This window comes from Sorangium sp. So ce1036, from assembly GCF_051369805.1.
GTDB lineage: Bacteria > Myxococcota_A > Polyangia > Polyangiales > Polyangiaceae > Sorangium > Sorangium cellulosum_F.
Window position 1 is genome coordinate 2,876,262 of record NZ_JBBMOX010000001.1, and the last position, 19,215, is coordinate 2,895,476.

General features: G+C 74.7%; 14 protein-coding genes. 5 read left to right on the forward strand and 9 right to left on the reverse strand.

The features are described 5' to 3' along the window. Positions 1–451: 451 nt before the first annotated feature. The 4 genes from trxA to WMF31_RS11065 form a co-directional block, all read right to left on the reverse strand. Positions 452–775, reverse strand: coding sequence for a thioredoxin (trxA, locus tag WMF31_RS11050; protein WP_165373372.1), 324 nt, complete (start codon positions 773–775; stop codon positions 452–454). A 206-nt stretch (positions 776–981) separates the two neighbouring features. Next, complete coding sequence (locus WMF31_RS11055) at positions 982–1,422, reverse strand: Rrf2 family transcriptional regulator (protein ID WP_436601894.1); 441 nt, start codon at positions 1,420–1,422, stop codon at positions 982–984. A gap of 91 nt (positions 1,423–1,513) precedes the next feature. Continuing rightward, positions 1,514–3,157, reverse strand: coding sequence for a hypothetical protein (locus WMF31_RS11060; RefSeq protein ID WP_436601895.1), 1,644 nt, complete (start codon positions 3,155–3,157; stop codon positions 1,514–1,516). A gap of 285 nt (positions 3,158–3,442) precedes the next feature. Further along, a complete protein-coding gene (locus WMF31_RS11065; protein WP_436601896.1) occupies positions 3,443–4,891 on the reverse strand; it encodes a PLP-dependent aminotransferase family protein in 1,449 nt (482 codons plus the stop codon). 155 nt (positions 4,892–5,046) lie between these two features. On the opposite strand from WMF31_RS11065, the gene yedA reads away from it, so the two are divergent. Continuing rightward, a complete protein-coding gene (gene yedA, locus WMF31_RS11070; protein WP_436601897.1) occupies positions 5,047–6,261 on the forward strand; it encodes a drug/metabolite exporter YedA in 1,215 nt (404 codons plus the stop codon). A 212-nt stretch (positions 6,262–6,473) separates the two neighbouring features. Continuing rightward, entirely contained in the window at positions 6,474–7,592 is a 1,119-nt protein-coding gene (locus WMF31_RS11075) for an SMP-30/gluconolactonase/LRE family protein (RefSeq protein WP_436601898.1), read from the forward strand. A 34-nt stretch (positions 7,593–7,626) separates the two neighbouring features. Here WMF31_RS11075 and WMF31_RS11080 read toward each other — a convergent pair whose 3' ends face one another. Beyond that, positions 7,627–7,914: a hypothetical protein gene (locus WMF31_RS11080; RefSeq protein WP_436601899.1), complete on the reverse strand. Its 288-nt coding sequence runs from the start codon at positions 7,912–7,914 to the stop codon at positions 7,627–7,629. A 349-nt stretch (positions 7,915–8,263) separates the two neighbouring features. Here WMF31_RS11080 and WMF31_RS11085 point away from each other — a divergent pair, with 349 nt between their 5' ends. Continuing rightward, complete coding sequence (locus WMF31_RS11085) at positions 8,264–10,528, forward strand: tripartite tricarboxylate transporter TctB family protein (protein WP_436601900.1); 2,265 nt, start codon at positions 8,264–8,266, stop codon at positions 10,526–10,528. A 65-nt stretch (positions 10,529–10,593) separates the two neighbouring features. After that, positions 10,594–12,879, forward strand: coding sequence for a M20/M25/M40 family metallo-hydrolase (locus WMF31_RS11090; RefSeq protein WP_436601901.1), 2,286 nt, complete (start codon positions 10,594–10,596; stop codon positions 12,877–12,879). Between the two features lie 318 nt (positions 12,880–13,197). Here the strand turns inward: WMF31_RS11090 and WMF31_RS11095 are convergent, their stop codons facing one another. From WMF31_RS11095 to WMF31_RS11110, 4 genes are all read right to left on the reverse strand, one after another. Further along, positions 13,198–14,055, reverse strand: a complete 858-nt coding sequence (locus WMF31_RS11095; protein ID WP_436601902.1) for a fibro-slime domain-containing protein — start codon at positions 14,053–14,055, stop codon at positions 13,198–13,200. 279 nt (positions 14,056–14,334) lie between these two features. Beyond that, entirely contained in the window at positions 14,335–15,408 is a 1,074-nt protein-coding gene (locus WMF31_RS11100) for a 1-aminocyclopropane-1-carboxylate deaminase/D-cysteine desulfhydrase (RefSeq protein WP_436601903.1), read from the reverse strand. 134 nt (positions 15,409–15,542) lie between these two features. After that, entirely contained in the window at positions 15,543–16,007 is a 465-nt protein-coding gene (locus tag WMF31_RS11105) for a PaaI family thioesterase (RefSeq protein WP_436601904.1), read from the reverse strand. A gap of 57 nt (positions 16,008–16,064) precedes the next feature. Then, a complete protein-coding gene (locus WMF31_RS11110; RefSeq protein WP_436601905.1) occupies positions 16,065–17,693 on the reverse strand; it encodes a long-chain fatty acid--CoA ligase in 1,629 nt (542 codons plus the stop codon). 344 nt (positions 17,694–18,037) lie between these two features. Here WMF31_RS11110 and WMF31_RS11115 point away from each other — a divergent pair, with 344 nt between their 5' ends. Further along, positions 18,038–18,949, forward strand: a complete 912-nt coding sequence (locus WMF31_RS11115) for a glutathione S-transferase family protein (RefSeq protein ID WP_436601906.1) — start codon at positions 18,038–18,040, stop codon at positions 18,947–18,949. The last annotated feature ends 266 nt before the right edge of the window (positions 18,950–19,215 follow it).

Genomic DNA, 19,215 nt, shown 5'->3' on the forward strand with positions numbered 1-19,215 from the left:
ATCCCCGCCCCTTCCCCGCGATTTTCGCATCTCGGGGAGCTGCTCGAGCGTCTCGAAATCGTCGTCGAACAGAGCCATTGGCCTTCGGGAAGCCAGGCTCAGTCGCGCCGTGCCAGCAAGACCCCGCACCGGCAGGGCTCCGCGTTGGCGGCCCCCGGACCCATCGACGGACGGACGCGAGCTGCGCTGCGGATTGCTGGGCTTCCTTGACCGAAGGATCTCGTATCGGGGGGTGATGTCAACGGGGTGCTGCGTCCACGGACAGCGCGGGCAGCGCGCGAGCGACGCTGCCCGCGAGGCCTCTGCTGCCGACATGGCGGCGCGCGGTGGTGCGAGAAAGGGCGCAGAGGTCGGGCGCTCGGCGGCGGTGCCCCACGGCGGTGCTCGTGCGCTCACGTCCGGCCGCGGCGCGCGGGGCGCCGCGGGCGCAGCGCGTCCGACGAGCGCGCGCTCAGCGCCCGACGAGCGCGAGCAGCGTCTTCTTGGTGGCGAGGCCGACGTGCTTCCCTGACGGCTCGCCGTTCTGGAAGGCGACCACCGTGGGCACGCTCCGGATCCCGAGCTGCTTCGTGATCGCGGGCGCCTCGTCGACGTCGATCTTGACCACCTTGATCTGCCCCGCCGTCTCGTCGGCGATCTCGTCGACCACGGGCGCGAGCCGCTTGCAGGGGCCGCACCACGACGCGGAGAAGTCCACGAGCACCGGCGTCTGCGTCTCCAGGACCTCCTTCGCGAAGTTCAGATCGTTGACCTCGATGACGTTCGTGCTGGCCATGGTGCTGTCCTTTCGGTGCATCTCGGGGATGGATGGTCCCGGCCGCGACGGGCCCGCTCGGCGCCGGCCGCCCCGTCGGCCGCTGCCATGAACTGTTATAAGTACGGTTTCAGTTTTCGCCAGGGGGGGGGCCGCGGCGCGGATCCGCTGTCGCGCGGCGCGCCCCGGGCCGGCGGCGCCGCCGCGCGGGCCGGGCTCCTGCGAGATCAGCCGGCCCTGGCCGGCCCCGTCCGGCCGAGGCGCTGCGCCCGCAGCGCGATGTCCGCCACGGTCTTCTGCGAGAGCCCGCGCAAGAGCCCCTCGTTGGCCGCCTCGGCCACCTCGTCGAACGCCCGCCGGATGCCCGCGCCGATGGGGCATCGCGTGTCCGGCTCGCACGGGCTCGGCGCGATGGCGCCCTCCGGCTCGACCGCGGCGTACACCTCGCTCAGCCGGATCTCCTTCGCCGGTCTCGCCAGGCGATAGCCGCCGGCGCGGCCCTCCCGCGCCTCGATGAGCCCCGCCTGCGACAGCCGCGCGAGGATGCGCCGCAGGAAGGCCGGGTTCGTGTTGATGCTGCTCGAGAGCTCGTCGCTCGCGCAGCACGCGTCGGCCCGCGCGAGCAGCGCGAGCGCGTGCGTGGCGATGGCGAAGCGACCCGAGGACACCGGACGATCCCTTGAGCCACCTCTCTGCGCTTCGCGGGATCCGTCGTCAACCGGGCGCGCGCCCGGTCAGGGGATCGCGGCGAGGCGCGGATCAGGGCGATCGCGGCGAGGTGCGGGTCAGCACGAGGGCCCCTCCCTTGCCGGCGGCGAGCCGGAGCTCGATCGAGGCGGGGACGGGCGCCGCGCCCGCGCAGCGGCTGTCGGAGACGACGTGGCGCGCGCGGGCGAGCGAGCTCTCCCCCGTCGAGGTGTCGACGAGCCGGAGGTCGAGGCCGACGCCCTCGGCGTCGAGCGCCGCGATGACCTCGGCGCACGTGTTGGCCGGGATCTGGAGCGGGAGGATCTTGAGGCGGGCCGCGTCGAGCGCGACGACCCTCACCCCTTCCGCGGCCGCGGCGCCGGAGGGGCCGGTGGCGCTCATGCGCCCGAGCAGCCTCCCGGCCGCGAGCGGGTGCGCGACGAGCGCCGGCGGGGCCTTGGGCTCCTTGCGGACCTCCACGGCGAAGGGGCCGGGCCGCGCCATCGACTCGACGTCGACGCGGGCGGGGCCGCCGCCGCCGCACGTGAAGAGCGTCGCCCGGGCGCCGCCCCGGGCGCGGCCGAGCAGGGCGTGGTCGTCGCTCCAGAGCTCCGCGAGCACGTCGGCCAGCGGCTTGCCGGCCAGCACGTCGATCCGGGCGCAGCCGGCCGGCAGCTCGATCGGCAGCGTCGTGCGGCTCCCGAGCCGCGCCGCCCCGGTCGACACGCGCGGCGCGCCGTAGCCGAGGCCCGCGAGCGCGCGGCCGTGGGCCGCCCGCGCCTCGGCGAGCTCGCGGCCCTCGGTGACGCGCTCGATCGGCGTGGCGTGGGAGATCTCCGCCTCGGCGCCCGGCTGCGAGCGGCCGACGACCACGGCCACGAGGCCCTGCGTGCCGCGCGAGCGGACCGCGATCGAGAGATCGATGGAGACGGTGGAGCAGAGGGTCAGCGAGCGATCCGGCCCTCGCTCGCGGGCGCGCGCGACGATCCGGCCGGTCTCGTCCTCCGCGACCACCTCGAGGGAGGCGACCTCGTTGCTCGGGGAGACGAGCACGTCGAGGCAGCGGCCGCCCTCGAGCGTGGCGCCGATCCGGCTGGCCGTCCTCGAGCCCACGGGCAGCGCGATGCGCCGGGTGTCCTCCCAGCGCGCGCCGATCGCGGCCCGGTGCGCGCGGATCTTCGCCTCCAGGCCGGGCCACGACTCGAGCCGGCCGCTCTCGTCGCCGACCCTACCGCGCGCGCCCACGGCGCGGGCGACCGCATCGGCCGCCTTGACCGGCACGCTCTGCACGCCGAGGCTCACCGCCCCCGCGCCGGACATGACGCGCGCCATGACGTAGAGCCTCCGCGGGTGCGGCGGGCACACGAGGATGGAGGCGCGCGCGTCCGCGGCCTCGTCCGTGGAGAACGCGCTGCCGTCGTCCTCGAAGGCGAACAGATCGACGTCGCCGATGCCGGGCGAGACGCGCGCCATCCCGAGCATGCACTCGCCGGCCGGCACCTCGACGAAGGCGCCGAGGCGATCGCCGTCGGACGCCATGTCCGCGCCGAGGACCCGGAGCGGCCCCGCGCCGGCCTGGGCGGCGCGCTCCGCGTCGCGGCCGAGCAGGGTGCTCCCGTCGATCCGATCGGGCAGGACCCGCAGCGCCTCCGGCGCCTGCGCGCCGGCCGCGCGTGCGCGCGCGCCCGCGCCGCAGGCGGGCAGGGCGGCGAGCACGACCGCGAACGCGCAAGCCGCGCGGGCGGGCGCGGGACCGGGCGTCGGCGCGGGACCGGGCGTCGGCGCGGGACCGGGCGTCGGCGCGGGACCGGGCGTCGGCGCGGGACCGGGCGTCGGCGCGGGACCGGGCGTCGGCGCGGGACCGCGCACAGGCGCGGGACGGTGCGCGGGCGGAAGGCGGGGCGCGGGGTGTCGGGGACGCAAGGGCGTGGGCTCGTCGAGGCGCGGAGCGCGACACGAGGTTCTACTTCAGGGCGGGTACGGCATCCAGGGCGCCAGAGGTCATGCCTCGGCCGCCTCCGCGCAGATCCGCCCGAGCGTGCCGACCGCGTGCTCGATGAGATCCGAGAACGGGTAGCCGCAGTTCACCCGGATGTAGTTCGAGAACCGGTGCTTCGCGGAGAAGATCGGCCCCGGCGCGACGCTGATGCCGTGCTCGAGGGCGCGCTCGTGCACCGCGAGCGCGCTCGTTCCGGGCGGCAGCTCGATCCAGAGCACGAAGCCGCCCGCGGGGCGCGAGACCCGGGTGCCGGGGGGGAAATGCTCGGCGATCGCCTCGCTCATGCGCGCGACCTGGGCGGCGAGGCGGCGCCGCAGCGTCCGCAGGTGGTGGTCGTGGCCGCCGTTCTCGAGGAACTCCGCGATCGCCATCTGCGGCAGCGTCGCGCCCCCGATGCTCTGCGCGAACTTGAGCTGCTCGATCTCGTCGCGGAAGCGGCCGGGGGCCGTCCAGCCGACCCGGTAGCCCGGGGCCATGGTCTTCGAGAAGGACGAGCAGAGCATCACGAGGCCCTTGCGGTCGAACGCCTTGGCCGGACGGGGGCGGACGTCGCCGAAGTACAGGTCGCCGTAGATGTCGTCCTCGATGAGCGGCACCTCGCGGCGCGCGAGCATCGCGACGAGCCGCTCCTTCGCCTCGTCGGGCATGGCGCTGCCGAGGGGGTTGTTGAAGTTCGGGATCGCGAGGCACGCCTTGATGCGATGCCGGTCGAGCATCTCCTCGAGCATGTCGAGGTCCATGCCCGTGCGCGGGTGCGCCGGGATCTCGATCACCTTGATGCCGAGGCTCTCGATGAGCTGGAGGAGCCCGTAGTACGCGGGCGACTCCAGCGCCACGGTGTCACCGCGGCGCGCGACCGCGCGCAGGCACAGGTGGAGCGCCTCCATGGCGCCGACCGTGGTCACGATGTCGTCGGGGGAGAGCGCGCAGCCCCACTCGACCGATCGCCGGGCGATCTGCCGCCTGAGCGCCGGCAGGCCGGGCGGCGGATCGTACGCCACGCCCGCGCCGCCCGCGCCGCGCGCGATCGCGCTCAGGATGCGGTTCAGCTTGTCGGTGGGCAGGAGCTCGGGGCTCGGGCACGCCGCCCCGAACGGGATGATGTGCGGATCCCGCGCGGCCCTGTAGACCTTCGTGACGAGGCTCTTCACGCTCACCCGCGACGCGGAGCTGGTCGGGCGCGCGGCCCGCGGCTCCGGCAGCGCCGAGATCCGGCGGGCGCGGACGTAGTGCCCCGACTGCGGGCGCGCCTCGATGAGGCCGCGGTTCTCGAGCTGCAGGTACGCCTGCAGCACGGTCGCGACGCTGACGCCCTGCTGCCGGCTGAGCCGCCGCACCGACGGGATCCTGTCGCCGGGCCGCAGCGTGCCGCGCGCGATCAGCGCGGCGATGTGCGCCGCAACACGGTCGTAGAGGTGGGCATCGTCCTGTTGCTCGATGGGCGCCTGCACGAAGGAAGATTGTACAGCCGGGCGATCCCGGCGACACCAGCACAGCCGGCGAGGGTGAGGACCGGTACAGCTGGCGATTCCCGAAACTGTACTGGCCTCAATGCCGGGAAGACTGCCTCTGTGCCGGTCGCCCGGCGCGCTCCAAGCTCGCGGTCATGGAATTGGCCTCACTTGAGCCGGACGCGCCATCGCGGGTCCGGGGTTCGTCGCGGATCGATCTGGGGAAGGGGGCCCTGTGGACGCACCGCCTCCGGGGCGGTCCGCTGCTCCTGAGCTGCACCGCCGGCTCGGTCTGGATCACCCGCGAGGGGGAGCCGGACGACGTGGTGCTGGAGGCGGGCTCCAGCTACGGCGGCGAGGGCCGCGGGCTCCTCGTGGTGGAGGCGCTCGAGCCGGCGCAGATCGCGGTGGCGGCGGAGGGCGCCGGGAGGACGGCCCGCGCGGCGGTGCGCGCCGCGCTCGAGCGGGCGCGGGGGAGCTGGCTCGTGCTGCTCTCGCTCGCCGCGGTGTACCTGATCTGGGGCTCGACCTACTTCGCGGTGGCCATCGCGCTCGAGGCGTTGCCGCCGTTCCTGCTCGCGGGGGTGCGCTTCGTGCTGGCGGGCGCGGTGCTGTACGGGGCGCTCCGGCTGCGCGGCGCCCCCCGCCCGACGCCGCGGCAATGGGGCGCGGCGGCGCGGGTGGGGGTCCTCCTGCTCGTCTTCGGCAACGGGTTCGTCGTCGTCGCGCAGCAGTGGGTGGGCTCCGGCGTCGCCGCGGTCGTGGTCTCCACGATGCCGCTCTGGGTCGCGCTGTTCACCACGGCCTCCGGCGCGCGGGGCCGGCGCGCCGGGGAGGCGAAGGCCGCGGCCCCGGAGGTCTCCCGCGGCGAGTGGATCGGGCTGCTCGTCGGGTTCGCGGGCGCGGCGCTGCTCCACCTCGGCGGCGACCTCCACGCGGAGCACGCCGGGGCGTTGCTCATCCTGCTCGCCCCCGTGTCGTGGGCGCTCGGCTCGGTGTACAGCCGCTCGCTGCCGCTGCCGGACGGGCCGATGGCGGTCGCCGCGGAGATGCTGACGGCCGGCGCCGTGATGCTCGGGATCAGCGCGCTCCTGGGCGAGCAGCTCGCCGCGGCGCCGTCCCCGCGCTCGCTGCTCGCGCTCGCGTACCTCGCGGTGTTCGGCTCGATCGTGGCCCTCAGCGCGTACACGTTCCTGTTCAGGAACACGCGCCCGGCGATCGCGACGAGCTACGCCTACGTGAACCCGATCGTCGCCATCGCGCTCGGCATCCTGCTCGGCGGCGAGCGCGCCTCCGCGGCGACGTGGGCGGCGGCCGTCATCATCGGCGCCGGCGTCATCCTCGTATCGAGGGCGCGTCCCTCACGGTGATTCGCCGCGCGGCGACGAGGCTCGGAGCGCCGCGCGGCGACGAGGCTCGGAGCGCCGCGCGGCGACGAGGCTCGGAGCGCCGCGCGGCGGCGCGCGTCCCGGATGGCCCACGGAGGCGAGGGGAGCGCGCCGGCGTCCTCCCCTCAGCGCGCCCTCCTCCGTAGGCAGTGAGGAGGGATGTCGTGTAGCGTGCCTCGAGGAGGCGAGGATAGATGAAGAGAGGTCACCGGTTGCGCGGGTGGGCGCTGCTCCTTCTGGGCGCGCCATCGGCGTGCGGCGGCGACGCGGCGGGGAGCGCGGCCGCGGGCGCATCGGGGCCGGGCGGCGGCGCGACGAGCGTGACGGCGAGCGTGGGCGCGGCCGGCGGGTACGAGAAAGGGAACGGCGGGGGCTCAGCGGGCGCGGGCGCGGGCGCGGGCGGCGAGGGTGCGGGCGGCGAGGGTGCGGGCGGTGAGGGCGGCGAGGGCGCGGGCGCGGGCAGCGGCCCGACGGGCGAGTGCGCGGTGCTCCCCGCGGGACCCATCGAGCCGGTGCGGGTCACGGACGTGTTCAGCGGCAGCGAGGACTTCGCGTTCGATGGCCAGGGCCACCTCGTCGCCAGGCAGGGCCCGAACCTCATCCGCTTCGACGCCACCGGGCGGACATCCAACTTCGCGTCGCTGCGCGAGCGCGTGCTCGGGCTGCGGTACCGGCCCGACGGGACCCTCGTCGCCGCGCTGCCGGACATGGGCGCCGTCGTCCAGATCTCGACGGCCGGCGTCGTCAGCGATTACGTCGAGGGCCTCACGGCCCCGAACGGCCTGTCGCCGGACGCGGAAGGCAACGTCTGGGCAACGGAGACGGCCGCCGACCGGGTGATTCGCCTCGGTCCGGATGGAGCGGTCTCCGTGATCGCGAGCGGCGCCCCCGCGGTGAGCCAGCCGGACGGCGTGCTCTTCGATCCGGCGCGCAGGGTCGTCTTCTACACGAACGCCGCCGCCGGCGAGATCCGCAGGATCGACGCGGCCGCGCCCGGCGCGGCGCCGGCGCTCGTGACCACGGTGGCGGGGGCGGAGCTCGCGGGGCTCGCCCTCGACGTCTGCGGTCATCTCTACGTGGTGGATGGCAAGGGGGCGACGCTCTACCGCGTGCGGCTCGATCGCGGCGGCGCGGCCGCGGAGGAGCCGGAGCTCTTCGCGAGCTTCCCGACCGCGGTCTCCAACGCGCAGTTCGGGGCGGGCCCCGGCTTCGATGCGAAGGCGCTCTACGTGGGCGGCGCGCCCGGATCCATTTACGCCGTCACCGCGGGCATCGCCGGGGCACAGGTCCCCACGCCGCCGCGAGCGCCCTGACGGGCGCTCTCCGGCGGCGCGCGGGACCCGGCCTTCAGCGGGCGCCTTCGACGGCGGCCACGTCACCCTTCTTGAGCTTCTCCTGGAGCTCGCCGAGCTTCCCGGCCGTCCGATCGAGGGCGCGCGCCGTGTTCTCTAGCGCGATCCGCCCGTACCCGATGGCCACCTCCGCCCACGCGGTGCCCCGCTCGCGCAGCGTCTCGAGGAGCGCCGCGGGCCCGGACGCCTTCGAGGCGCTCGCCTCCGCCGGCGGCGTGGCTGCCGCGCTCCCATTCACGTTGCTCTCGGCCTTCGGCTCCGTGATGCTCTGGGTCTCACTCATGATCTTCCTCCCACTTTGGTGTGTCTCCCGCGCTGGCCGCGGGCGTCCAGAAACCATGAATTGGAGCTCAGACCCCCATGCCCCGCGCGTCGCCCGCTCCGCGGGCCCGTGTTGATGCGTTGGCACTGGAGCGCGGGGGCCGTACGGCGCGACCATGCCGGCAGGCGGGGCCGCGGTCACGGCTCCGTCGAGGGCACGAACGCGTCGTCCCAACACAGCTACGACGCAATGCATTATCGGTCAAGTGGCGGTGTCGTTTTTGTTGCGACCCTTTTTCACTCGGCGGTTTGATGGAGACCCTGCGGCGGCCACCCCGCTCGCCCGGCAGATCAAGGAAGGGAGTTTCCCCGTGTCGCTAGCGCGCTGGAACGTTGCTGCGCCTTCAAGGCTCCTCTGGCTCCTCGTGGTGCTGCTGCTCGCCCTCCCCTCGCCGGCGCTGGGGCAGGCCGCGGCCGACCCTCCCGCCGCGCCGGGCCCGGCGCCGGGGCCCGCGGCGCCCGCGCCGCGCGCTGCGGCGCCCGCGCCGCGGGCCGCGGCGCAGGGCATCCCTCCGGGCTCGTGGGCGGGAGAGCTCGAGACGCTCTCCCGCTGGCTCGATCTGCGCCGCGGATCGGAGGCGTGCGTCGAGCGGTGCTACGCGCTCGATCGATTGCGCATCACGGGCGCGGTGGGGGAGGGGCCGCTCCACTTCGAGCTCTCCGGCGCCGTGCTCGCGGACGGCCCCGTGGCCGTGCCGCTGTTCGGGCCCCCGGAGCACGTCCGCGTCGAGGCGGTGCTCGACGCCGACGGGCGCCCCGCGGCCCGCCGCGAGCCCGCGCCGATCAGCTTCGCGGCGGGGCATTACTACCTCTGGACCGCCGCGCGCCGCTTCGTGCTCCGGGGCACGATGGAGCTCCAGGGCGACCTCACGCTCACCATCCCCGGCCCGCTCAACAGCTTCGAGGCCGACGTCATCGACGGCGCCGTGGTGGAGGGGTCGCGGCTCTCGGGGCTCTCGGGGGCGACGCTCCACTTCAGCCGCGACGGGGACGCGGCCCAGAGCGCGGGGCCCACGGTCTTCCAGCTCTCGCGCGCGGTGCGGATCGGCCGGGAGATCGGCTTCGAGTACCGGCTCGTCATGCGGTCGGGCACCGACCTCGGCGTGGTGCGGCTGCCGCTCGCGTTCGGCGAGAAGGTGCTCGACGTGTCCGGGGCGAGCGGCTTCCGGGTCGAGGGCGGCGAGCTCGTCCTCCCCACCTCGGGCCGCACCGCGGAGATGACCATCTCGGGCACGCTCCCGAAGGTCGGCTCCTTCACGCCCGACGCGCGCTCGGCCTATGAGTGGTGGCTGTTCGAGTCCGACGCGGAGCACCGCTTGACCGTGAAGGGCGACGCGCGCCAGGTCGACGCGGCCGAGTCGCCGATCCCGCCGACGCAGGCGACGTCGCGGCTCCTGCTCGTGCAGCGGGGGCAGCGCGTCGAGGTCTCGGTCGAGCCGCTCGCGAGCGTCGAGGTGCTCGCCGCGGTCGTGCGCGGCCACCGCCGCACGCTGGTGCTGACCGAGCGCGGCGATCTCGTCGCCGACGACGCGCTGACCTACGAGAACAACGGCATCGACTACCTGTCCTACGCGCCCGGCGGGCGGCCCATCTACCTGGCCACCGACGGCAAGGCCCAGCGGATCATGCACCAGGGCGCGGCGGCGGCGGAGGAGGTGCTCGTGCCGCTGCAGACGGGGAGCCACTCGATCCAGGTGCAGTCGCTGGCGCAGGCGGCCCTGCGCCCGTTCGGCGGCACCCTTTCGCTGCCGATGCCGCGGTATCCGCTCACCGCGAGCCACGTGGCGCTCACCGTCGGGATGCCCCAGCGGGTGGTGCCGCTCGCGCTGCTCGGCGGCGACCGGCCGGTGTGGTTCGCGGACGCGGGCGACGCCGTCGCGGTGGTGCTCGGCTTCCTCGCGGCGTGGATCGCCGTCCGCCCGGGCGGGGCGCCGGGCCGCGGGCGCCTGCGCGCGCTGCGCGTGCTGGGCGGGCTGGTCCTCGCGGGGTTGTGGTTCGTGGCCCCCGCCACGTTCGTGGCGATCCTCGTCGGGATCGCGACGGCCGGGGTGGCGTGGCTCGCGGGGCGGCTCTTCCGGGGCACGGCCCGCGCCGTCGCGATCGCGGTGCTGGTCGGCGCCGGCTGCCTCGCCCTGCTGGCCGGGCTCTTCGCGGTCTCGGCGGGGCGCTACCCGCAAGCGGTGGGCGCCGTGTACGAGACGGCGTCGGCGCCCGCCGCGAGCCGGTCCGCGGACGTCAAGCCGTCGTCCAAGGCCACGAGCGCCCTCGCGCCCGGGGGCGCCGTGCTGGAGGGGGTGACGCCGGTCGCGCTGTCGCTCCCGAGCTACGCGAGGAGCCTGCACGTGCGCCGCGAGCTCGTCACGCGCGACCGCGCCTTCCGCCCGGTGCTCGTCTACGTGACGTCCTCGGCGCTCCTGCCGCTCGGGCTCCTGTGGCTCGCGGGGGCGGCGCTCCTCTTCGCCGCGCACCGCGCGCCGCTCGCGGAGCTCTACCGGCGGGCGGCCGAGCGCGTCGCGCGCAAGCCCGACGGCGACGGCGACGGAAGGCCCGGAGGTCGCGCGACGGGCGAGCTATAGCCCCGGCACGGGCGGGCATGTCATCGGAGCCCACAGAGACGGGGCGGGCGGCGCCGGGGGCTCCCATGAGCTGGCCGCTCCGCCTCGCCGTGGCGCTCGCGCTGCTCGCGCTGGTCGTGCTCCGCCTCGCGGAGCTCCGCCCGCCGGACGTCGTCCCGGAGAGCGCCCCGCCCGGCGTGTTCTCGGCCGAGCGGGCCCTGCGGCACCTCGCGCGGATCGCCGCGGAGCCGCGCCCGACCGGCTCCGCGGCGCACCGGCGGGCGCGTGACGACCTGCTCGCGAGGCTCTCGGAGCTCGGCGTGGAGGCCGAGGTGCAGCGCGCCTCGGTGCTCGGCACGCGGTGGGGCCTGCCGTACGACGCCGCGCGCGTCGAGAACATCGTGGCGCGGCTGCCGGGCACGGACAGCACCGGGGCGGTCGCGCTCGTCGCGCACTACGACTCGGTGCCGGGCAGCCCCGGGGCCGCGGACGACGGCAGCGGCGTCGCGGTGCTGCTGGAGGCGCTGCGCGCGCTGAAGAGCGGCGCGCCGCTGCGGAACGACGTGCTGCTGCTGTTCACGGACGCGGAGGAGGGCGGGGTCCTCGGCGGCGAGGCGTTCATGGACGAGCACCCGCGGCGCGGCGAGATCGGGATCGCGCTCAACTTCGACGCCCGCGGGGCCGGCGGCGTGGTCGCGATGTTCGACACCGGCCCCGGCAACGCCTGGCCCGTCCGCGAGCTCGCCCGGTTCGCGCCCCACCCGGTCGCCTCGTCGCTCTTCTCCGAGGTCGCGCGGCGCATGGGGCACAGCACCGATCTCAGCGTCTTCAAGGCGGCCGGGATCCCCGGGCTGAACTTCGCCTTCAGCGACGGCGTCGCGCACTACCACGCGCCGTCCGACACCGTGAGCAACCTGGACCTCCGGAGCGTGCAGCACGCCGGGGACTACGCGCTCTCGCTCGCGCGGCGCTTCGGCGCGCTCGATCTGCGCCGCCCGGACAGCGCGGACGCCGTGTTCTTCAACACGTGGGGCACCCACGTCGTCGCGTACCCCGTCCCCTGGGCGCCGCCGATCGCCGCGCTGCTCGCCGGGCTCTTCGTGGCGGTCGCGCTCCTCGCGCGGCGGCGGCGGGTCGCCTCGCCGGGCGGGAGCGCCGCGGGCGCGCTCGCCTTCGCGGCGCTGATCGCCGGCGTCGCCGCCGCGGTGGGCGGCCTCGCGTGGATCCTGCTCCGCGTCCACCCGGCCCTGCGGGTGATGCCGCTCGATCCGTACAACGCGCCGGCGTACCGGGTCGCGCTCGCGCTCGTCGCGCTCGCGGCCTCGGCGGCGGGCTACCGGCTCCTCCGGAGGCGGCTCGGGGCGGGCGAGCTCGCCCTCGGCGCGCTGCTCCTCTGGCTGGTGCTCCTCGTCGCGACCAGCCTCGCCATGCCGGGCGCGAGCTTCTACTTCGCGTTTCCGCTCGCGTCCGCCCTGCTCGGCCTGCTGGCCGTGGCGATCCGCCGCGGCGGCGCCCCGGAGACGCCCGGGGACGCCGCGCTCCTCGTGGCCGCCGCGGCGCCGGGCATCGCGGTCGCGGTGCCGGGCCCGTACCTGCTCTTCGTCGCGCTGGGGCTGCCGATGGCGGCGGCGCCGGCGCTCGTGATCGCGCTCGTCTTCGGGCTCTTCCTGCCGCACGCCGAGCTCCTCGGCGGCGGCCGGTCGCGGCGGCTGTCGCTCGCCTTCGCGCTCCCGGGGGCGGCGGCGCTCGCCGTCGCCTGCGCCACGAGCGGCTTCTCCGAGGCGCGGCCCCGGCCGGCGAGCCTCGCCTACGCGCTCGACGGCGCCGCGGGCACGGCCCACTGGCTCTCGGCCGACCGGGACCTCGATCCGTGGACCGCCTCGTTCTTCCCGGCCGAGCGCGCGCAGGCGCCCTCGTTCCTGGTGCCGTTCGTGCCCCTGACGCGCCAGAGCGAGGCGGAGGTCGTCGCGCTCCCGAAGCCCTCGCTCACGGTGACGAGCGACGAGACGCGCGGCGGCGTGAGGACGCTCCGGCTCCGCGTCGCGTCGCCGCGGGGGGCGCCCTGGCTGTTCGCCTGGGTGATGTCACCGGCCGCGGTGAGGAGCGCCGAGGTGGACGGCCGGCGCGTGAGGGAGCCGGTCCGCGCGGGGGCGGCGGCGGGCGGCTGGGGGTTCACGTACATGGGGGTGCCGGCGGGAGGGGTGGAGTGGTCGCTGGAGGTCGCGGGGGCAGGGCCGATCGAGATCCGGCTCGTGGACCGGACGTATGAGCTGCCGCGCGAGCTCCTGCGCGAGCCGCGGCCGAAGGAGATCATGGGGGCGTCGTTCCGGCTCGCGGACTCGACGTTCGTGAGCCAGTCGTTCCGGCTCTAGCGGAGGGGGCCCGGCCCCCAGAGGGGGTGTTCGTCGCGCGCTGTGGGGCCCCGCCGAACTCGCCTGGGCCATGAGCCCTCCGGCGGAGCCGGAGGACTCATGGCAATCGGGCTCAGACACGGCCCGTCCCCACAACGCGCGACGAACACCCCCTCTGGGGGCCTACGGTGTTGATGATTTGGGTTCTGTTCTGCAGCGGTCCCGATGCGGTCCCTCCGAGGGCCTGCGATGAGGGGCTGCGGTGGTCTTCAGGGGCCTGGAATCGCGCTCGCTGGGACGACGGGGGGCGGCGCGGGGCTGGATGGGAATGGGGCGCGCTCAGTCGACGAAGATGGGCTCGCAGTTCGTGAACGCGAGCGACGACTGGATCTTGAAGTTCGACGCGGTGGTGTGCCGCTCGGCGTGGAAGAAATCGAGCGAGTACTCACCGCCGGGCTCGAGACCGAGCTCGTCGGCCCGCTCATCGAGATCGATCTCGTCCGACAGGGCGCTGTGCAGGCCGCCGAGATCGATGGCGAGCTTGTCGTTGATGAACACCCACAGATCGTCGTCGCCGGTGAACGAGAACACCTCGCCGCCCCGGTACGTGAACGTCATGTGGAGCTCGAACGTGAAGTGATAGTTATGGCTGTTCCCCTGGTTCCCGAAGCCCTTGCCGTCGATGGGGAAGAAACTGCTGTTGTCGTAGGTCGCGAGGCCGCTCGCGTCGATCGTCGGCGTGATGGTGAACTCGATCGGCTGGTTCACCCCCTCGACGTCGCGGTACCACTGATTGAACTCGTCCGGCCCGGTCGTGTGCTCCGTGCCCCCCGGGTGCGCATACACCGGCTTGCGATCCGGCCCCAGCTCGCCCTCGACGATGCCCTTCAGGCCGCTGCCGGTGAACGTCTCGAAGTCAGGATGCCCGTCGCCGCCGTCGTACGCGCGGAAGTCACGCACGATGCCCGTGAGGCTCGGGGTGCAGTCATCCCCGCCGCCGCTGCCCGCGCCCGGCCCCACCGTCGTGAGAGATCCGAACGTGTCATCGCCGCCCGCGCCCGCGCCAGGCCCGGGGCCGCCGGCCCCGGCGCCCTCGGACCCGCGCGCGCCGCCGTCAGCGCTGCCGCAGCCGACCCCGGCGAGGAGCAGCAATATCGAAAGCGGAGCGCACCATCCCGATCGCAGCGGTCGAAGCATTCAAAGACTCCTTATTCATGCCTGGCAGGCGCCAGGGCAGCCAGCGTGGGCGCCTTGCCACGGCGCAGGTGGGGAGATCATCTTATCTCGTCAGGTGCGCGGAACGAACCACAAATCAGCCCGCCCGCAGGTCACACGCGCGCGACAGCGCGGTTCCGAGGTGAAGATTTCCGCGGACAGAGCGCGGCGCTCCTGGGCGAGCCTCGGCGCAGCGCACCGCACGGGTGAGAGTCGCCCGGTTCATGTCCGCCGCGGTCAGCGCGGCGCGCCGGAGACTGCTCAGCGCGGCGCGCCTGTGGGAGAACAGGCGCCCGGTATGCGGCGGAGTCGTCGCGCCAGGGCGGCCGGGAGCCGGTCGCAGGTGCCGTCCGGGCGGGGCAGCGGCCCGCGCCGCGCCGTCTGCCAGAAGAGCACCGGGCCGAGCCGGCGCGCGCGCGCGTGCGCCATCAGCGCGGCCATCGCCTTGCCGGTGTAGACCGGCTCCAGCGCGATGCCCTCGGAGGCGAGCGCCTCGCAGGCGGCGAGCGACGCCGGCGTGGGCGCGCCGTACGCCCGGCCCACGTACCCGTGGACGAGATCGATGGGCGCGGCGGGCGGCACCGGCGCCACGCCCTCGCGCTCGAGCAACGCGCGGAGCGAGGCCGTGAGCGCGACGAGGCGACAGCGCGGGGCGAGGATCCGCTCGACCACGGCGACGGCGACCACCCTCGAGCGCAGCCCGCCGAGCGCGAGGCCCACCGCGAGGCCCGCCGCGATGCCGCCGGAGCCGAGCGGGACATAGACGCGCGCCGGCTCGGGCAGCTCGCCCGCCCGGACCTGCGCGCACAGCTCGAGCGCCCCGCGCGCGACGCCCACCATGCCGAGCGGCGACGTGGCGCCGGGCGGCACGATCGCCGCGCCCTCGGCGTCGCGCGCGCGGAGCGGGAGCAGGAGCGAGGGGCGCGCCAGCGCGAGCGCGAGCCGCGACGGATAGAAGCGGATCGAGGCCGGCCCCCAGGCGGTGAACGCGAGGTTCTCGAGCACGGCCTCGGAGACGTCGGTCCAGAACAGGTGCGCGCGCACCCGCCGGCCGAGCCGCTCCGCCGCGGCGACGAGCGCGGCCGCGTTGCCCGAGCCGATGCCGCCGGCCGTGGACCACGCCGCCGCGGTCGAGAAGGGAGGCGAGGCGAGCAGGTAGTCGAGCTTCCGGGTCTTCGTCCCGCCGTGGTGGGGCTCGCAGAGATCGTCGCGCTTGATGCCCAGGTGATCGAGGCCCAGCGCGGCGGCGAGCCGCGGCAGCGCCGCGACCGGCGACGGCTCGCGGATCCAGCCGAGCCGGGGGATACCATCGAGCTCTGCGGTGCGATCGCGCATCAGGGGACCCTCGGAGGAGCGGCGGCGTCAGGCGATCATCGGTGTCAGGCGATCTTCGGAGGCGCGACGGCGTAAGGGGGCCCCGAGCGCAGCGGCGGCGTCGCGCTGGACGGGCGCGGCGCGCGCGGCGGCGGTCAGGCCGGGGGGCCCGCGGCGCGCTGCCCTGCGAGCACCGCGTCCGGCTCCAGCGCGAGCAGGCGCACGCGCCCCGAGGCGCAGAGCCGGCCCTCGTCGTCGTGGATCGAGCACTCCCAGACCTGCGTGCGGCGGCCGCGGTCGAGCGGCCGCGCGCTGGCGCGCAGCCGGCCGGAGCGGACCGCGCGCAGGAAGCTCGTGTGGTTCTCGAGGCCGACGACCGAGCGGCCCTCCGGCAGCGCGTGGAGCGCCGCGCCGATCGACGCGAGCGTCTCGACGATCCCCGCGTGGACGCCGCCGTGCACGATGCCGTAGGCCTGCCGGTGCTGCGGCCCGATCGTGAGCTCGGCCTCCACCTCGTCGCGCGTGGCGCGGATCAGGCGGAGCCCCATCGCGGTGATCCAGCCGTCGAGGCCCGCGGCGTTGAGCGCCGCGGCGACGTCTTCCGGTTCCCCATCGGCCATGACGCCGAGCCTAGCACGGCCCGCCGGCGCGCCGCGGGAGCGCGTAGCCGGAGCGCGTCAGCCGGAGGCACGCTTATCGAGCAGATCGCCGAACTCGTCGCGCAGCTTCGACTTCAGGAACTTGCCGGTCGAGGTGCGCGGGATGCGGTCGAGGAAGAGGTAGTCGTCCGGGAGCCAGTACTTCGCGAAGCGAGGCTCGAGGTGGGCGCAGAGCTCGTCCTTCGAGGCGGTCTGGCCTTGTCGGAGGACGACGGCGGCGAGCGGGCGCTCGCCCCAGGTCGGGTGGCGCGCCGCGAACACCGCGGCCTCGAGCACGGCGGGGTGACTCATGAGCGCGTTCTCGATGGCGACCGAGCTGATCCACTCGCCGCCCGACTTGATGACGTCCTTCGCGCGATCGGTGATGCGCATGTACCCGTCGGCGTCGATCGTCACGACGTCGCCGGTCTTGAACCAGCCGTCCTTCGTGAAGCGATCTTCCCCCTCGCCGCCGAGGTACGACGCGGCGACCCAGGGGCCGCGCACTTCGAGCTCGCCCATGGTGGCGCCGTCCCAGGGGAGCGGCCGGTCGTCCGGACCGACGTGGCGTTGCTCGATGAACGGCACCGCGTAGCCCTGGGAGGCGCGCGCGTCGAGCGACGCGGCGGCGTCCAGGTCGAGCGTGCTCCGGATGTGCGCGACGGCGCCGAGCGGGTTGGTCTCGGTCATCCCCCAGGCGTGGGTGACCACGAGCCCGTGGCGCGAGAGGAAGCCGTCGATGAGCGCGGGCGGCGCCGCGGCGCCGCCGATCACCATCGAGCGCATCGCCGAGAGATCCCAGCGCTCCGGGTGCTCGTCGAGGAGCGCGAGGATGCCGAGCCAGATCGTGGGCACGCCGGCGGCGAACGTGACGCGCTCTCTGGCCATGAGATCGAGCAGCGACGCCGGGTCGAGGTGCGGGCCGGGGAGGACGAGCCTCGAGCCGGCCGCGACCGCCGAGTACGGCAGTCCCCAGGCCGCCGCGTGAAACATGGGCACCACCGGCAGGACCACGTCGCGGTCGCGGAAGCCGAGCGTGTCGTGCATGCACGAGACCAGCGTGTGAAGGACGAGCGACCGGTGGCTGTAGACGACGCCCTTGGGGTTGCCGGTCGTGCCGGACGTGTAGCAGACCATCGCGGCGGAGCGCTCGTCGAGCCGCGGGAAGTCGAAGTGATCCGGCTCGGGCGCGAGCAGCGCCTCGTAGTCGAGCCCGTCGCTGTCCACGGGGCCGTCGTCGCCGATGACGATGACGCGCCGGATACAGCGGACCTGCGGCTCGAATTTTCGGAAGAGCGGGAGGAGCGAGCGGTCGACGACGACGACCTTGTCCTCGGCGTGCGCGGCGATGTACGCGAGCTCGTTCGGGTGGAGGCGCAGGTTGAGCGTGTGGAGGACGGCGCCCATGGCGGGGACGGCGAGGTAGAGCTCCAGGTGCCGGGCGTGGTTCCACGAGAGCGTCGCGACGCGGTCGCCCGGGCCGACGCCGAGCCGCGTGAGGGCGTGCGCGAGCTTCGCGGCGCGGCGGTGGAGATCGGCGTAGGTCGAGCGGGAGCAGGTCCTGTCCGGGTTCTGGGTCACGATCTCGCGGCGCGCGTGATAGGTCCTCGCGCGCTCGAGGAAGTGCGTCAGCGTCAGCGGATAATCCATCATGCGGCCGGCGAACATGAGCGGTGCCTCCTTGTCCCGCGCGGGGCGCGGGGCGCTGTCTCGGTCAGGAGGGCTCTCCGCGGCGCCGCGAAGGCGCGGCGCGGCCCCCCGGAGGCGTAGGCTAGCGGCTCGCGCGCGCGCGGCGCGGAGGATCGTGGGGACGCGGCGCAGGGGATCTCGGGGATGCGCTCGCGGCGCGCGCGGCCAGGCGCCGCCGCGCCGGCGTCGTCGCGCCGGCGGGCCTCGTCCAGGGCCTGGGCGCGCGCGGGGGAGGGGGCGTCGCAAAATCTTCCAAGAACGGCGGGGGGCGATCTCTCTAGGATGACCGCCGGCCCGAGGGTCGAGAACGTGCGAGGTCAACCATGTCCGAGATCATTCTTCATCACTATCCGCTATCGCTCTTCGCGGAGAAGATCCGCCGGATCTTCGCGTACAAGAAGATCGCGTGGCGATCGGTCGAGCAACCGATGGTGGCGCCGAAGCCGGAGCTCGTTCCGCTCACCGGGGGGTACCGGCGGATCCCGGTGTTGCAGATCGGAGCGGACATCTACTGTGACACGGCGTGCATCGCGCGTCGGCTGGAGCAGCTGCGGCCCGAGCCAGCGTGCATCCCGGAAGGCCAGGCCGGGCTGGCGAGGGTGATCGAGGACTGGGCGGATCATCGGCTGATGCCGCGGGCGGTGCCGTCGGTGGTGGTGGAGCGGCTCCAGGATCTTCCGCCCGGCATCCTGGTCGACCGCGCGGCGATGTCGCCTGCGCTGAGCGAGGACGCGATGCGCCGGGCGGCGCCGCACGCGCTGAGCCAGGCGCTGCTCTCGCTCGATCGGCTGGATGCGCAGCTCCGCGACCGGCCGTTCCTGCTGGGCGACGCGTTCTCGATCGCGGACGCGGCGTGCTTTCACCCGGTGTGGTTCATGAAGCACAGCGCCCGGCACTTCGCCGCGGTCGAGGCGAGGCCGGCGCTCGCCGCGTGGTTCAAGCGCATCGAGGGGTTCGGCCCCGGCGACGTTCGACCGATGAGCGCCGCCGAGGCGCTCGCGATCGCCCGCGCGTCGGAGCCGGAGGACGTCGCCGGAGGCGAGATTGTCGAAGGAGAGGGGATCTCGCCGGGAGATACGGTGACGATCGTCGCCGACGATTACGGGCCAGAGGAGACCCGGGGGGTCGTGGTGAGGCTGTCGGCCGACGAGATCACGATCCGGCGCCGGGATCCGGTCGTGGGGGAGATCGCGGTGCACTTTCCGCGAGAGGGGTATCGCGTCAGCAGGCAGTGAGCCACGCCGGGCGCCGGAGCCGCTGAGGTCATATCCGTCTTCCGTCCTCCGTCTTCCGTCTTTCATGCGCGTGAGCGTGCGTCGTCCTCCTCTTCGGCATCCGTCCGCGCATTCATGATCGTGTGGGCGAACAACACGATCGCTCACGAGCACGATGACGCGCACGGAATGAGCGCGCACGCGCACGAAGAGGCCAGACGAGGACGGAAGACGGGAGACGGGAGGAGACAATACTAGAGGGGGGAGGCTCACCCGGCTCGATGGCG